This window comes from Staphylococcus argenteus (genome assembly GCF_000236925.1).
Lineage (GTDB): Bacteria > Bacillota > Bacilli > Staphylococcales > Staphylococcaceae > Staphylococcus > Staphylococcus argenteus.
Window position 1 is genome coordinate 2,406,027 of sequence record NC_016941.1, and the last position, 15,159, is coordinate 2,421,185.

At 32.5% G+C, this 15,159-nt stretch carries 17 protein-coding genes; 1 reads left to right on the forward strand and 16 read right to left on the reverse strand.

Translation table 11 applies throughout. The features are described 5' to 3' along the window. Positions 1–271: 271 nt before the first annotated feature. The 13 genes from cobA to SAMSHR1132_RS11875 form a co-directional block, all read right to left on the reverse strand. Positions 272–1,249, reverse strand: coding sequence for a uroporphyrinogen-III C-methyltransferase (gene cobA, locus SAMSHR1132_RS11815; RefSeq protein WP_000109702.1), 978 nt, complete (start codon positions 1,247–1,249; stop codon positions 272–274). Then, positions 1,240–1,554, reverse strand: coding sequence for a nitrite reductase small subunit NirD (gene nirD, locus SAMSHR1132_RS11820; RefSeq protein ID WP_000403080.1), 315 nt, complete (start codon positions 1,552–1,554; stop codon positions 1,240–1,242). The genes cobA and nirD overlap by 10 nt, the downstream gene beginning before the upstream one ends. A 3-nt stretch (positions 1,555–1,557) precedes the next feature. Further along, positions 1,558–3,963, reverse strand: a complete 2,406-nt coding sequence (nirB, locus tag SAMSHR1132_RS11825) for a nitrite reductase large subunit NirB (protein ID WP_000166123.1) — start codon at positions 3,961–3,963, stop codon at positions 1,558–1,560. Positions 3,964–4,026: 63 nt separating this feature from the next. Next, positions 4,027–4,758 carry a sirohydrochlorin chelatase gene (locus SAMSHR1132_RS11830; RefSeq protein ID WP_001014056.1) on the reverse strand — a complete coding sequence of 244 codons (732 nt, stop codon included), beginning with the start codon at positions 4,756–4,758 and terminating at the stop codon, positions 4,027–4,029. 228 nt (positions 4,759–4,986) lie between these two features. Continuing rightward, the gene (locus tag SAMSHR1132_RS11835) at positions 4,987–5,523 is read right to left on the reverse strand and encodes a GNAT family N-acetyltransferase (RefSeq protein WP_000169313.1); all 537 of its coding nucleotides are present in this window, start codon (positions 5,521–5,523) and stop codon (positions 4,987–4,989) included. Between the two features lie 231 nt (positions 5,524–5,754). Further along, entirely contained in the window at positions 5,755–6,579 is an 825-nt protein-coding gene (locus SAMSHR1132_RS11840; protein WP_000572040.1) for a formate/nitrite transporter family protein, read from the reverse strand. 215 nt (positions 6,580–6,794) lie between these two features. After that, positions 6,795–6,980, reverse strand: coding sequence for a hypothetical protein (locus tag SAMSHR1132_RS11845; protein ID WP_000230291.1), 186 nt, complete (start codon positions 6,978–6,980; stop codon positions 6,795–6,797). Positions 6,981–7,063: 83 nt separating this feature from the next. Then, on the reverse strand, positions 7,064–7,531 hold the full coding sequence (locus SAMSHR1132_RS11850) for an SRPBCC family protein (protein ID WP_000153336.1): 468 nt from the start codon (positions 7,529–7,531) through the stop codon (positions 7,064–7,066). Positions 7,532–7,712: 181 nt separating this feature from the next. Next, complete coding sequence (gene adcA / locus SAMSHR1132_RS11855) at positions 7,713–9,257, reverse strand: zinc ABC transporter substrate-binding lipoprotein AdcA (protein ID WP_000727753.1); 1,545 nt, start codon at positions 9,255–9,257, stop codon at positions 7,713–7,715. Between the two features lie 296 nt (positions 9,258–9,553). Continuing rightward, the gene (locus SAMSHR1132_RS11860; RefSeq protein ID WP_000113258.1) at positions 9,554–9,820 is read right to left on the reverse strand and encodes a Txe/YoeB family addiction module toxin; all 267 of its coding nucleotides are present in this window, start codon (positions 9,818–9,820) and stop codon (positions 9,554–9,556) included. Then, positions 9,820–10,071, reverse strand: a complete 252-nt coding sequence (locus SAMSHR1132_RS11865; protein ID WP_000635923.1) for a type II toxin-antitoxin system Phd/YefM family antitoxin — start codon at positions 10,069–10,071, stop codon at positions 9,820–9,822. Before SAMSHR1132_RS11865 ends, SAMSHR1132_RS11860 begins: the two co-directional genes overlap by 1 nt. A 271-nt stretch (positions 10,072–10,342) precedes the next feature. Continuing rightward, a complete protein-coding gene (locus SAMSHR1132_RS11870) occupies positions 10,343–10,942 on the reverse strand; it encodes a DsbA family protein (RefSeq protein WP_000162802.1) in 600 nt (199 codons plus the stop codon). 19 nt (positions 10,943–10,961) lie between these two features. Next, positions 10,962–11,282: a DUF4467 domain-containing protein gene (locus tag SAMSHR1132_RS11875; protein ID WP_072292152.1), complete on the reverse strand. Its 321-nt coding sequence runs from the start codon at positions 11,280–11,282 to the stop codon at positions 10,962–10,964. Positions 11,283–11,577: 295 nt separating this feature from the next. Here SAMSHR1132_RS11875 and SAMSHR1132_RS11880 point away from each other — a divergent pair, with 295 nt between their 5' ends. Further along, positions 11,578–12,828, forward strand: coding sequence for an aminoacyltransferase (locus SAMSHR1132_RS11880; protein WP_001012242.1), 1,251 nt, complete (start codon positions 11,578–11,580; stop codon positions 12,826–12,828). A gap of 94 nt (positions 12,829–12,922) precedes the next feature. Here SAMSHR1132_RS11880 and SAMSHR1132_RS11885 read toward each other — a convergent pair whose 3' ends face one another. Genes SAMSHR1132_RS11885 through SAMSHR1132_RS11895 form a run of 3 tightly spaced genes read right to left on the reverse strand, consistent with a single transcriptional unit; the run spans position 12,923 to position 15,130 of the window. After that, positions 12,923–13,654, reverse strand: a complete 732-nt coding sequence (locus SAMSHR1132_RS11885) for an amino acid ABC transporter ATP-binding protein (RefSeq protein ID WP_000615469.1) — start codon at positions 13,652–13,654, stop codon at positions 12,923–12,925. After that, positions 13,651–14,370 (reverse strand): amino acid ABC transporter permease, encoded by a 720-nt coding sequence (locus SAMSHR1132_RS11890; protein ID WP_000479573.1) that lies wholly within the window; start codon positions 14,368–14,370, stop codon positions 13,651–13,653. Before SAMSHR1132_RS11890 ends, SAMSHR1132_RS11885 begins: the two co-directional genes overlap by 4 nt. After that, positions 14,351–15,130 carry a transporter substrate-binding domain-containing protein gene (locus SAMSHR1132_RS11895; RefSeq protein ID WP_000825919.1) on the reverse strand — a complete coding sequence of 260 codons (780 nt, stop codon included), beginning with the start codon at positions 15,128–15,130 and terminating at the stop codon, positions 14,351–14,353. The genes SAMSHR1132_RS11890 and SAMSHR1132_RS11895 overlap by 20 nt, the downstream gene beginning before the upstream one ends. Between the last annotated feature and the right edge of the window lie 29 nt (positions 15,131–15,159).

Consider the following 15,159-nt stretch of genomic DNA (forward strand, 5'->3'; position numbering starts at 1 on the left):
TAGATGTCGTGTTTTTTAATACTTTAAAATGCCCAAGACTATTGCTTTAATTAGATTGTACATTTTTTCACAAACATAAAATATTAGGGAATTACCTAATAACTATAGGAATTTCCCTATCAATAACAGGATTTTATTGAAATACTATACAATCATGTATGGTCATACTTATTGCCAACCTAAATCTTTGAAATTTGGTACAACGACAAATAAGGCTTCAACACGAATATATTCACTCGGTTGAAACCTTACTTATACATTTTTTAATAAATTAATGACATAGTACTGTATTAGTATCTGCACACTCGGTTGAAATATATGTCACATTTTCTTGTTGCTTAATAAACGTATCATAATAACTATATTGCGACGGATGATATGTGCCATTCGATGTATCATTTGGATTTAGCATACAGCCATAACCTTCGTCATATAAATGTTCACAGAGCATAAGGGCGTCATGCTTAGAACCACTTACAACATAAAATTGTTTCGTAGGATCTAATGATTTGTGATTCTTTTCAGTATAACCAACAACTTCACCAATAATACATATACCCGGTTTCGCCTCAATTGAATAGTGTTGCAGTTTTGAAATGATATTACTTAAACGCCCTTTAACAACAAACTCATTAAAACACGATGCTTGAAAGACAATCGCTATCGGATAATCAATATCTGTGTATTGTTGTATCTGTGTGATAATTTTCCCTAAACGTTTTACTCCCATATAAATTGCTAACGTGCCACCACTCACTAAGGAATTGACATCAACTTCATTTTCTTCTGAATCTTTAAAGTGACCTGTCGAAAATGTCACACTTTTAGCAACTGTACGCATTGTTAAACCTGTCTGCATCGTAGCAACAGCTGCGCTTGCAGATGTCACTCCTGGTACAATTTCAAACGCAATATGATGTTCATTTAGTGTATCGACTTCTTCTTGCACACGACCAAATATCGCTGGATCGCCGCCTTTAAGCCTAACAACCTTATTATATCGACGTGCTGCTTCCACGATACATTCATTTATTTTTTCTTGTTGAATGTGTTTTGCATAAGGCTTTTTACCAACATCGATAATTTCAGTAGTCGACTTCGCATATTGTAAAATTAACGGATTCACTAATCGATCATATAGTATGACATCCGCTTCACGTATTAATCGCTCAGCTTTTTTAGTTAAATAATTCGGATTACCTGGGCCCGCCCCTATCAAGTAAACCTTGCCATAATCATCTACAGACATATATATACGTTCCCGTCTGTAACTTCTACCTCATAAACATCTACACAACCTTCATCAGGTTCTTGAACGATACCTGTATTTAAATCAATTTTTTGATCGTGGAGTGGGCAAAATACATATTCACCACTCACTGTTCCTTCAGATAATGGCCCTTGTTTATGTGGACAGATATTGTGAATCGCATGAATTTTACCACTTTCTGTTAAAAACAATCCTACCTCTTTGCCTTTAACAATAACCTTTTTTCCGATTAGGGGTGTTAATTCATCTATAGTTGTCACTTTAATTTTTTCTTTTATTTCCATGTATTACACCTTCTCCACTTCAAAAATTTTACGTGCTTGCGCATTGCTAGTTATTGCTTCCCAAGGTTCAGCTTCGACTGCTTTTTTAGCATCCATTATGCGTTCGAATAGTTCATTTTGTCTTTCTGGGTTAAGTAACACTTCTTTGACATTTTCAAATCCAAGTCTTCTTAACCACGGCGCCGTTCTTTCAGCATATATACCTGTTTCACGATAATATTGCATCAAAGCACCACATAATTTAATTACTTCATCTTCTGTTTCTACAGTTGTTAAAAATTCTCCCTTTTCAACTTCTGTACCACCATTACCACCGATGTAGATTTGGAATCCATTTTCAACTGAGATAATACCAAAATCTTTAACACCTGATTCAACACAACTTCTTGGGCAACCTGATACACCCATTTTAAATTTATGAGGCGTATCGATGTATTCAAATGTTTTTTCTAAACGAATGCCAAGTCGCGTCGTGTATTGCGTACCGAATCGACAAAATTCTTTACCAACACAGCTTTTAACTGAGCGTGTTTTCTTACCATATGCTGATGCCGAGCGCATACCTAGGTCTTCCCATATATTTGGTAATTCTTCTTTTTTAACTCCATATAAACCAACACGTTGTGAACCTGTCACTTTAACCAGTGGTACATGATATTTCTTAGCCACTTCTCCTAGACGAATTAGTTGATCTGCATCTGTAACACCTCCACGCATTTGAGGAATAACAGAAAATGTACCATCATTTTGAATATTCGCATGGTAACGTTCGTTAGCAAATCTTGATTCTCTTTCATCTTCATGATCATGTGGATAAACCATATTTAAATAATAGTTAATCGCTGGTCGACATTTTGGACAGCCACCTTTATTTTTAAAGTTTAAAACATGTCGAACTTCTTTAGATGTTTTTAAACCTTTCGCTCGTATTTGCGTTACAATTTGATCGCGTGTCAAATCTGTACAACCACATATACCAGCAGGTTTTGCAGCAACAAAGTCATCACCTAAGGTATGCTCCAAAATTTGAGCAATTTGCGGTTTACATTTACCACATGAATTACCCGCTTTTGTTTTAGCCGTTACTTCTTCAACTGTTGTAAAGCCATTTTCTGTAATCGCATTTACTATAGTGCCTTTATCAACACCATTACAGCCACAAATCGTTTCATCATCTGCCATATCTGCAATTGATGTTGTTGCCTCTTCTCCGCCTTTAGTAAGCAATGATACAAGTGTATAATCTTCAGTGGATTCACCTTTTTTCATCATGTTATAGAAGCGCGAACCATCATCAATGTCACCATATAACACTGCACCTACCACATTACCGTCTTTTAAAAATATCTTCTTATAGTTATTATCAATGCTATTAAATATTTCAATCCCTTTAATTTCAGCATTTTCAACAATTTGACCAGCGCTATACAAGTCACATCCTGACACTTTCAATGATGTAAATGTTGTGGAACCTTTGTATCCATTTGTTTCGTTACCCGTTAAATAGTCTGCTAATACTTTACCTTGTTCATATAATGGCGCAACAAGTCCATAAACTTTACCGTTATGTTCTGCACATTCACCGACAGCATATATATTATTATCACTTGTTTGCATCACATCATTGACTACAATACCTCGATTAACTTCTAAACCTGATTCTTTTGCGACTTCAGTATACGGTCTGATACCAACCGCCATGACAACTAAGTCTGCTGGAATTTCACGTCCATCTGCTAATTTAACGCCTTCAACATCATCTTCGCCTAAGATTTCAGTTGTGTTCGCTTGCATTTCAAACTTCATACCTTGCTTTTCTAGATCAGCTTTAAGCATGTTACCAGCTTTACGGTCTAACTGCATTTCCATTAACCATTCAGCTAAATGTAACACTGTCACTTCCATACCTTGATCTAATAAACCACGCGCACATTCTAAACCTAATAAGCCCCCACCAATAACTATCGCTTTCTTTTTGGTCTTAGCAATGTCCATCATTTTTTCAGTGTCATCAATCGTTCTCCAACCAATAACACTTGGTAATGTTGAACCTGGAACAGGAATGACAAATGCCTTAGATCCTGTCGCAAAAATCAACTTATCGTATGCAACTTCAACGCCATTAGCAGTCGTTACATTTTGATTCTCTCTATCTACTTCAACTACGGGATCATTTGTAATTAACTTAATATCGTGTTCCTCATACCACTCATAAGGATTCATAATTGTTTCTTCAACAGTCATTTTATTTTGTAAAATATTTGAAAGCATGATGCGGTTATAGTTAGGATAAGGTTCTTTACCAATTATTGTAATATCATATAAATCGTTGGCACGCTCTAATATTTCTTCGATTGTTCGAATGCCCGCCATACCGTTACCAATCATTACTAATTTTTGCTTTGTCATAAAATATGCCCCTTTACTACATAATATTTATTTCAAAAAGGTATTAATGTTTCGTTTGTGATTTTACATTTTTATTGTAGTCATTAAGTTTTCTAATCTATCTTTAATTATCCGCTTTAAAATTGGGTCGAAGTTAATTGAAGGTGTGATGTGTATATCTGTATTAATAGCCATGTCATTAATTCGTTGTTTTACTTTGTTAACTAGTCGCCCGTCATATAAAAACAAAGGCACGATAATCAACCTTTGGTACTGTTTCGCAATTTCCTTTAAATCAAGCGTAAAGCTGATTGAACCATAAAGTGTTCTCGCATAAGTTGGATGATTAAGTTGCAGTGTTTGAACACATGTTTGTAACTCATCATGTGCCTTTGTATACTTCCCATTTATATTGCCATGTGCAACAACGACAATACTTACTTGTTGTTCTTCATCTACTAGTGCGTCATCAATACGTTGCATGATGATTTCTGTCATTAAAGGATGTGTGCCAAGTGGTTCGCTAACTTCAACCGTTATACCTGGATACATTTGCTCCATTTCACGAATGATATTCGGTATATCTTTGAGATAGTGCATTGCACTAAAAATAAGCAAAGGTACAATTTTGAAGTGTATAACTCCGTTTTGAATCAACGTCGTCATCACTGTTTCTAAATCCTGATGCTCACTTTCTAAAAATGCAATATGATAATGATGTATCTCATCTTTTATTAATTCAGATATAAATGTTTCTAAAGCTTTATTCTGTTGTCCACGCCTCATGCCATGTGCAATAATGATATTCCCATTCACCTTGACCACCCTTTCACACGTATTGTATACCAAATCTTTTTGTTTTTGTGAAAACAATCACATAAAACTATAAAATCAGGGATTTCCCTGATGCCTGTAATCATGCATATTCCTTATACGTTTTTTTATATTTGCTAAAATAAAAAGCGACTAATATATTAACACCTACTCAACATTCATTTGAGCAAGCACCAATATATCAATCGCTTGTTGTGCGTGTGATTTTCTTTAAAATGGTGGTTGACCTAAGATTGATTCTTCAAACCGTTCAGGAATAAGAACTTTACGCATAATAACACCTAAATCACCATCATCATTTTCATGTTCACTATAAATTTCGTAACCTCTTTTTTCATATATTTTAAGTAACCATGGATGCAACCTAGCAGATGTACCTAAAGTTACTGCTGCTGCCTTTAATGTATCTCGTAAAAATTTTTCTTCAACATAAGTAAGTAATTGACTGCCATAGCCTTGACCTTCATATTCCGGATTAGTCGCGAACCACCAGACAAAAGGATAACCAGAAATACTTTTTAAACTGCCCCATGGATATCTAACCGTTATCGTAGAAATAATTTCATCATCAATGGTCATGACAAATGTCGTATTTTTATCTATGTTTTCTTTCACAGCATCTAAATTTGCATTAACTGAAGGCCAATCAATACCTAGTTCTCTAAGAGGTGTGAATGCTTCATGCATTAATTGATGTAGCACCTCTGCATCATTTTCATTTGCAAGTCGAATCATTGTTTTTGTCATATTAATCCCCACTTTTTTTAAATGATTTAACCATATTTTGTTTTTAAAATAAATATCCATCAAAGTGTACCAATAAATTTATCACATGTCAGAAAGTATGCTTCATCTGAATAAACCAATACTCGCATTAATCATATTAAAATTCACTCTCTCAACGTAAAAAACCATTCAAATTCATGAATGGTTTAGAAGGTTGATTCGATGTTACGCTATTTAATCACTACATCTTAATTATTGTTGCTCTAAACGATTACGCTTACCATTTAAGAAAGCATACACGAGACCTACAAAAATACCGCCACCGACAAAGTTACCTAAGAAAGCAAAAACGATATTTTTTAAAACGTGTAACCATGAAACTGCATCAAGGTTAAAGAATACCATGCCTGCGTAAAGACCTGCATTAAACACAACGTGTTCATATCCCATGTATACAAAGACAACGACACCACAAGCTATGAAGAATGCCTTTGTTAGGCCGCCTTTGAATTGCATAGAGATGAAAATACCAATATTGATAAAGAAGTTACAGAAAATACCTTTTGTAAAAATATTCAACCATGTTGAATCAACAGTTTTTTTCTGAACTAAAGCTGTTAAAGCTTGTGTCATTTCAGGTGTCATAACATGCGCAAATTTCATTAAGAAGAATAGCACAAACCCACCTAAAATATTACCTAAGAAACAATATAATAAAATCCAAGTCATCTTCTTAACAGATACGACTTTATAATACCAGCCTACTGTAAAGTACATGAAGTTACTTGTTAATAATTCAGAGTTAGTTAATACAACTAAAATCAAACCTAAACTAAACGCAATGGCTCCCATTAAATTGATGAGTCCATCTACGTGAGTACTCGCAAACTGCGTCTTTATTCCGAACATAAATACAGTAACGATTGAGAGTAAAAACCCTGCCATCATTGCTTTAAGCATGTATCGTCCAGGTGTTTGCTGTACCATTACTTGCTTCATTTGTACTGAAGATGATATTGAATCAACAATTGCGCCTGTTGAATATGTATCTTCAACTGTTTTCTTATTTTCTATCACAGTACTTCCCCCATTTACTTTGATCAAATAAAATTTACTTTCTAATTATATTAGTAAATCAATGTAATTGATAGATTAAATTTCAGAAAAATCTTTTTATTATCTCAAAAATGTAGTTTTCTTTCATAAAAACAGCGAGATAAATCGCGTGATTGGCTAATATCTTTGTGCTTATAGATATTACGACGCTCATTTTATCTCGCTTTATTATCAAGCTATTTTTTATATTTTTTTAAGTTTGAAAAGAAATGTAAACCGTAGGCAAATACACTGTAACCAATTGCAGTACGTAAAATAAACCTTATAAATTTATTAGGTACACATTTTGACGTTACTGAAATAGAAGATAGTAGTGTTGTGAAAATATACAATATTAAAACTTTGATGTAACGTTCTACCATCGAATCATCCCTCATTTTTATAATATTACAAGATTATTATAAACCGAATGAAACAAAAAAGTTTTTACATATTTTCAACAACTTTATTTCAATAATGCATCTAGTTGATCTAAAGTTTGATTCATGCCTTCTTCCACACCCATTTCAATTACTTGTTGCGCTGCTTCTTTTGTTGGAAATGTTGAAATAGATGTCACAGTCGTCTCAGTTTTACTAGTTTCTGAAAATGACAAAGTTATCTTCATACTTGGCATTTTAGTATCTTTGTTTCCCTCTGATGTTGCAAATGAGTCAATATATTCAATTAAATGCGGACGTTTAACTGTTTCGTATTCTGCTAACGTATAGCTCGTCATTGCAGGTGTTTTGATTGCGTAAAATGCATCGCCACCAGTTTCTGCATTAAAACGAAACACTTTTGTGCTAGCCCCTTTTGGATGAAACCATTTTTCAAATAATTCTTTTTTAGTATAAGCATCAAATACCTTTTCTATTGGTGCTTGTATTATTCTTGAAAAAATAATTTTATTATCTTCAACTTTAATCGTCATATACTCACTCCCTATTTTATCTTCTTTCATCTTAACATGCATTCAATAATATGCATTACCATATCATTGTTTATTAATTAGCAATAAGTATATCATTGCTACAGTTGAATAAATGACTGCAAAATAAAAAACACACTCCATTCGACTTTTACAGTTGAATAAAGTGTGTAGAGCTGTTGAATTAATGTGCTAACATTTCTTCTTTGATTTGGTCTTTATTTAATTTTGAAGGATAATACGTTGGCCAGTTATCCATTTCTTTTAATAAAGCGTCATTATCATTACCCATAAAGATATGGAAATGCTCAGCTTTTTTAGGTGCAATATTGTGGTCACTAAATTGGATATATTTCGGTAAATCTTTATCATTACCATCTACCAATTTAAACATAAATCTTACACCACGATTTCCTTTAGGATACTTCAATATTTTCTTACCATTGTATTCATATTTACCAGTATGTTTCTTACCATCTTTAGTAAATGTAATTTCATTACCTTTAATATCAATATTAGAAATATCAGTTTTATATCCTTTTTCATAATACGCTTTTAAATCTTTTGCAGATTTCTTAGGATCTTTTTCAGCTTTATGTTCCATTACTTCATCAAGCGTACCATCTTTTAAATATGGATAAACAGATTGCCATTCACCAGCATAGTCGCTAAGTTCACGATCTTTAACTTGTTCATCTTTAAAATAACCATCAGAGATCGCTTTGTCATGTTTGCTTTCAGCTTTGTCGTCTTTCACTTTAATATCACTATCTAAAACTTTGCCGATATTTTCAATATTTGTTTTCATTAGTGATTGATAAGTGATGTTATCTTTTTTCTGTTGTTCTTTATTTAAAGATTCCATGTTGTAGAATTTTAATGGTTTTGCATCTGTTTCTTTACGAATCGTTTCAGTCACTTTATTTGCTACGTTATCTTCATAAAGAATATATTTAGCATTACTATCTCTAATTTCTTTAACAATTTTAGTTAATTCTTTTTGTGATGGATCTTCAGCATTCATGTTTTGAATACCTTTTTGTACAAAACCATAACGATCAGCTAAGTATCCGATAGATTCATGCGAAATGAATACCGCATTACCTTGCTTATCTTTTGTAACTTGCTTCATATCATTATCAAGTTTTTTAAGATCGTCGTTTAATTTTTTATAATTTTTCTCGTAATCATCTTTATGTTTTGGATCTTTTTTCACTAACTCATCTTTAATTTCTTTAGCGAACGTTTGGTTAATTTTAGGATCTAACCATACGTGTGGATCATAACCACCATGGTGATGATGATGTTCTTCTTTCTCATGATCATGATCTTCATGTTCTTCACCATGTTCATGCTGATCAGTTAAAAGTTTTGATTTATCTAATTTTTCCTCTAAAGATAACTTCTTATCTTTATCTTTGATTGTTGATGCTACTTTCTTAGCAACTGGATCTAAATTGTCCCCTGTATACATAAACAAGTCTGACTTACTTGCACTTAAAATATCTTTTTGCGTTGGTTCATAACTATGTAAATCTGTTCCTGCTGGATAGATTGACGATACTTTTACGTGTTTCCCACCAATTTGCTCTGCAAAAGATTGTAATGGATACACAGTCGTTTTAATTGTTACCTTACCATCTTTATCTTTTCCATCATCATTCCCACATGCGGCTAATGATAAAGTTATGGCTGGCACAAGAAGTAACATACCTAATTTCTTTTTCATAGTCACCCTCCTAAATAGTAATCTTTACGTTTTAAAATTATATACTCATGCTACTTAAAATACAAGCACTGTTTTTACAAATAATATAAAGTCGAATCATACTTTAGATGTTATTCCCATTTTTAATCCATATGATACATGAACGCAGTGCGTAAATGATTTAGAAATTTTATAGTATATATACGGACATCAATAATACAAGAAAAAGACAATTCCTATTATATTCACAATAGAAATTGCCTTATCGTATTGTCCTAAAAATAGCGCTCTCATTTTAAAATATTAGTTTTTCAGACTTAATAATGGTATCTACAGGATGCTATTTTTATGTGATTATCGTCAACTGTATAAACCAACCTATGTTCGTGATTGATACGTCTACTATAATAGCCAGATAAATTCGATTTTAACTTTTCAGGCTTACCTATACCTTGCAATGCACCATTTCTATCAATGCTTTTAAGTAACTCATTAATCTTCTTTACCATTTTTTTATCGTTCTGCTGAAAATACTCATAATCTTCAAATGCCTGAGGCGAGAACGTAATGTTTAACCTAGCCATTACACATCTATTTCTTTCGTTACCATTTTGCCTCGTTCTAAGTCAGCAATTGATTGGGCTAAGTGTTCAGCATTATTTGGATTCTGTTGAAGGTAAAGGGTTTCAATCATAGAATTATAATCTGCTTCTGACATAATTACTACGTTTTTATCATCAGTAGATGTTACAGTTACCACATCACTATCGTCATTTACCTTTGTCATAAGCGTCTTTAAATTCTGTCTAGCGTAAGAATAGTTTTTTACAATCATATTTATTGCCTCCTTTTACCGCAATTTAATTGTACAAATATTTGTACAACTATACAAGGGTGATGTCTTAAAATACGCCTGTCAAAATAATGAAGAAAATAAATAACTATAATATCTTCTCTTATTCTCCTCAAATAAAGTTGACATAGCAAATTCCAACTTTTCAAACTTCATAGATTGAAAAAGGCAATTCCTATTATATCCACAATAGAAATTGCCTTATCGTATTGTCCAGTAAAATTATGTAACAAACATATCTCAACAATTAAAATTATTTAATTTTATCTTTTAATAACTTCTCATAACTTTCATAATCATATGGATCTTCGACTTTTTCACCATTAATAAATGCCGTCGGGGTCGTTTTAATATGATTATCTTTAGCTATTTTTTTATCTTTTTCAGCAGCTTTCCAAGATTTACTATCTTTTGTTTTATAATCTTTTATAATTTTATTTTCCGTATCTTTATCTAAATGAAGATTTTTAATTTGTTTATCTAACACTGCTTCTGTTAACCATTCTTTATTTTCATCTTGTTGCGCAGCAAATAGTTGCTTTTGAAAATCTAAAAATGATTTAGGTGCGTACATCAAAACTGCATGACTCGCACGCGAACCTACTATTGAATCTTTACCTAGGAAAGCTAAATTTACGAATTGATATTCCGCTTTGTGGTTATCTATATAATGTTTTCGTAATTTAGGCATAACCTTTTCATCTAATTCTTTACAATAAGGACATTTATAATCGCCATAGATGACAATTAATGGCTTGCCACTTTTCGTAGATGTCGTTGCTGATTCTTTTTTAGCGCAAGCTGTTAAAACTAACATGCTTACAATAAGTATAGTTAGTAATTTTTTAGTCATAGTTACTCCTATTCATAGACTAGTTTGTCATATTTTCTTCTTGATAATCCGCTTCATGTTGTTGATAGTATCGTCTAGAATCAAAATCCTTTTTAAATGTCACATGTTTACCACTAAAATCATATCCAAAGTAATGTACTTCGTCATCATTACTCAATGGTTTATAGGCTAATATGATGATTTTATCCTTATCGTAGACATAAATATTAGCATCTTTGCGTTCAAAATGATCAACACGATCACCATTGCCATTTTTAGCAAGTTGCTCTTGTTTCTGATTTTGAAGTTTAACTGCTTCATCTATTTCTTTCACATATTTGTCATTACCACATCCCGCCATAAAGATAAGTAATAAAAATATCGCTATTACCAATCGCTTCAATACATCCACTCCTAATTTTTATATCCAACTAACTTTTAATATATTTAATACTATACACCGTCTAACATCAACGCGCTACAACAACTGTTATACATTTAATATAAAACAACTAAGATATAATTGTTGTGTATAGTAACAGAAAAATATATTTGATTTTCTATGTGTGTTTATATTCATTTTTTGATAAAATAAAACAATAGTATTGTTAATAAATTGAAAATTTACAGTTCTATTCAGAGAGGGACGGGATAAAATGAACTTTGTAACTTTGACTTCAGAAGAATTCAATGATTTTACAACAAAGTATTTCTCACATTACACACAATCAGCTATTCATTTTGATAACAGAGTTGATTTAAAAGGTGATGTGCATCTTGTGGGAGTTAAAGATGACAGCGGAGAAGTAGTAGCAGCTTGCTTATTAACAGAGGCACGCACACTTAAGTTTTTCAAATATTTCTATACACATCGTGGACCAGTGATGGATTATACAAATCAATCATTAGTCGCATTTTTCTTTAAATCATTAACTTCATATTTAAAGAAACAAAATTGTTTATATGTACTTGTAGATCCATATTTAATTGAAAACTTACGTAATGCAGACGGTGAAATCATTAAATCCTTTGATAACCGAGCATTCGTTAAAACAATGTCATCATTAGGTTATAAACATCAAGGGTTCCCAGTGGGTTATGATTCAATGAGTCAAATTCGTTGGCTATCAGTATTAGATTTAAAAGACAAGACAGAAGATCAATTATTAAAAGAAATGGATTATCAAACGCGACGTAATATTAAAAAAACATACGATATCGGCGTTAAAACTAAAACGTTAACGATTGATGAAACGCAAACATTTTTCGATTTATTCCATATGGCCGAAGAAAAACATGGTTTCAAATTCCGAGAGCTACCATATTTTGAAGAAATGCAAAAATTATACGGTGACCATGCCATGTTAAAGTTAGCTTATATCGATTTGAACGATTATTTAAAAACTTTACAATTAAAACATCAACAATTAACTGCAGAGCTTTCAGGTGTTGAAGAAGCGTTAAAAGAGAGTCCTAATTCAAAGAAAAATAAAACAAAACGTACACAGCTAGAACAACAGTTAAATAGTAATAAGCGTAAAATCGACAACACAATCGAACAAATTGAACAAGAAGGTGCAGTGTTAAACTTAGCCTCCGCATTGTTCATCTATAATGACCATGAAGTTTATTATTTATCGAGTGGATCAAATCCTAAATATAATGCTTACATGGGTGCTTATCATTTGCAATGGGAAATGATTAAATTCGCCAAAGCGCATCATATTGATCGTTATAACTTCTACGGTATTACTGGAGACTTTTCAGAGTCTGCTGAAGACTACGGTGTACAACAATTCAAAAAAGGTTTTAACGCGCACGTTGAAGAGTATATTGGTGATTTTATCAAACCAATTAAGCCAATGTTTTATAAAGTTCAACAGTATTTAAATCACAAACGTCGTTAACAGATTAATATATTGTCTCGTAAACATAACAAAGAACCACACATCATGTTCATGGCAAAATCGCCATATTAACATGATATGTGGTTCTATTGTATTAATCTTCATTTATAACATTTAAGAAACGTCTTAATTCTTCTGTTTTCGGACGGTTGAATATATCTTCAGGTGCCCCTTGTTCTCCAATCATGCCCTCGTGAATAAATACAATGTTATTTGATACTTCTTTAGCAAAACGCATTTCATGTGTCACAATGACCATTGTCATACCTTCATTTGCTAAATCTTTAATAACCTTTAAAACATCATTCACAAGCTCAGGATCAAGTGCAGATGTTGGTTCATCAAATAACATCACTTTAGGATTCATAGCTAATGCTCTCGCAATGGCAACACGTTGTTGCTGACCACCTGACAATGCATGTGGTCGTTGATCTTTAACATGTGTCAAACCAACTTTTTCAAGTAATTCAAGTGATTTTTGTCGTGCTTCAACCTTTTTCATCTTTTTAACTGTAATAAGACCTTCCATCACATTTTCTAATGCAGTCTTATGTGGAAAAAGATTATAACTTTGAAATACCATACCAGATTGTTTACGAACTTCTATTTGTGATTTTTTATCTTTAGATGTATATGTTTTGCCGTTAACATAAACAGTACCTTCTGTTGGAATTTCTAATGCATTAATCATCCGTAACAATGTTGTTTTACCAGAACCAGAGCGACCAATTAATGTTACAACCTCACCTTTATTAACAGATAAATCAATTCCTTTGATAACTTCAACATCATTAAATGATTTATGGATATTGTTCAATTGAATCATGAGCGATACCCTCTTTCAATATAAGATTCATAGATACCTTGGATTATTGAAATAATAAAGCATACCACCCAGTACATTAGCGCAACTAACACATAAATTGTTAAATATTCATATGTTGTAGACGCAACTTCTTGAGCTTTTCTAAACATTTCTGCTACTAAAATAAATCCTAGTAATGATGTATCTTTGATTAAACTTAAAAATGTATTACCAAGCGCAGGTATTGATACTCGAATTGCCTGCGGTAATATGATGCGTTGTATCGTTTGACGATATGTCATACCAATAGAATATGCAGCTTCCGTTTGTCCTTTTGGTATAGAAATAATACCGCCACGAATAATTTCTGAAGCATATGCACCTACATTTAATGACAAACCAATAATGGCAGCGACCACAGGTGCTAATGTCCATTGATTGTCTGCGTCATTTGTTAGCAATCTGCCTAATTCAGGGATACCATAAAATATGATAAACAATTGTACTATCATGGGTGTCCCTCGAATAATTGAGACGTAAACACGTGCAATACTTCTCAAAACTTTACTCGTTGAAATTCGCATCAATGCTGTAAATAATGCAATAATCAATCCTAATACAAATGTAACTAATGTAATTGGAATAGAATATTTCACTAATCCTTCGAGCATTGGCCCGAAAGCTTGTTTTGCAGCATCAAGTGCATGTAGTTGTTCACTATTTAGATTTAGAAACATCTTGACCAAACCATTTCTTACCTATTTTAGCTAATTCACCGTTTTCCTCGATTTTTTTCAAGCCATCGTTGAACTTTTGAACTGTTTTGTCATCTACTTTTTTAGAAAATGCAAATGCAGATTTACTTTGTTCAGCATTACCTTTAATAGCTTTGATCTTAGCATTAGGTTTTTGTTTTTTATAATCTAAGTATGACAGACTATCATTAAATGTACCATCAACACGCTTAGACAATAATAAATCCATTGATTGGTTAAAGCCATCAACTTTTGTAATATCAGCACCTTTATCTTTAGCTAATTTACCGTAATTAGACGTAAATGTTTGTGCTAACTTCTTACCTTTAACATCATCAAAATCTTTGATATCTTTCTCATTTTCACGAATAACTAATACAGCACTAGAGAATGTGTACGGTGTTGAAAATTTATATTTCTTTTCTCTATCTGGATTAATACCAACTTGGTTCGCAATTACATCAAAACGCCCTGCGTCTAATCCTGCAAACATTGAATCCCAAGATGTTTCGTTGAATTTAAGTTTCAACCCTTCTTCTTTCGCTACTGCCTTAATAACATCGATATCATAACCAGTTAATTTACCATCTTTATCATGGAAACTAAATGGTGCATAAGTGCCCTCAGTACCAACATTAATTGTCTTACTATCTTTACTAGCTTCCTTGTCTTTTGACGAATCATTTCCACATGCAGCTAGTACGAAAACAAAAGCTATTATCACAAATAAAAGTCTTTTCATAGAATATATCTCCTTATTCTTATTATTCT

What these genes read in the sequence shown, in the direction of transcription:
- adcA (WP_000727753.1), bottom strand. Translation starts at nt 9,257, where the DNA reads ATGAAAAAGAAATTAGGTATGTTACTTCTTGTGCCAGCCATAACTTTA.
- nirD (WP_000403080.1), bottom strand. Translation starts at nt 1,554, where the DNA reads ATGGAAATAAAAGAAAAAATTAAAGTGACAACTATAGATGAATTAACA.
- SAMSHR1132_RS11895 (WP_000825919.1), bottom strand. Translation starts at nt 15,130, where the DNA reads ATGAAAAGACTTTTATTTGTGATAATAGCTTTTGTTTTCGTACTAGCT.
- SAMSHR1132_RS11885 (WP_000615469.1), bottom strand. Translation starts at nt 13,654, where the DNA reads ATGATTCAATTGAACAATATCCATAAATCATTTAATGATGTTGAAGTT.
- SAMSHR1132_RS11880 (WP_001012242.1), top strand. Translation starts at nt 11,578, where the DNA reads ATGAACTTTGTAACTTTGACTTCAGAAGAATTCAATGATTTTACAACA.
- nirB (WP_000166123.1), bottom strand. Translation starts at nt 3,963, where the DNA reads ATGACAAAGCAAAAATTAGTAATGATTGGTAACGGTATGGCGGGCATT.
- SAMSHR1132_RS11860 (WP_000113258.1), bottom strand. Translation starts at nt 9,820, where the DNA reads ATGGCTAGGTTAAACATTACGTTCTCGCCTCAGGCATTTGAAGATTAT.
- SAMSHR1132_RS11865 (WP_000635923.1), bottom strand. Translation starts at nt 10,071, where the DNA reads ATGATTGTAAAAAACTATTCTTACGCTAGACAGAATTTAAAGACGCTT.
- SAMSHR1132_RS11890 (WP_000479573.1), bottom strand. Translation starts at nt 14,370, where the DNA reads ATGTTTCTAAATCTAAATAGTGAACAACTACATGCACTTGATGCTGCA.
- SAMSHR1132_RS11845 (WP_000230291.1), bottom strand. Translation starts at nt 6,980, where the DNA reads ATGGTAGAACGTTACATCAAAGTTTTAATATTGTATATTTTCACAACA.
- SAMSHR1132_RS11870 (WP_000162802.1), bottom strand. Translation starts at nt 10,942, where the DNA reads ATGACTAAAAAATTACTAACTATACTTATTGTAAGCATGTTAGTTTTA.
- cobA (WP_000109702.1), bottom strand. Translation starts at nt 1,249, where the DNA reads ATGTCTGTAGATGATTATGGCAAGGTTTACTTGATAGGGGCGGGCCCA.
- SAMSHR1132_RS11875 (WP_072292152.1), bottom strand. Translation starts at nt 11,282, where the DNA reads ATGGCGGGATGTGGTAATGACAAATATGTGAAAGAAATAGATGAAGCA.
- SAMSHR1132_RS11835 (WP_000169313.1), bottom strand. Translation starts at nt 5,523, where the DNA reads ATGACAAAAACAATGATTCGACTTGCAAATGAAAATGATGCAGAGGTG.
- SAMSHR1132_RS11850 (WP_000153336.1), bottom strand. Translation starts at nt 7,531, where the DNA reads ATGACGATTAAAGTTGAAGATAATAAAATTATTTTTTCAAGAATAATA.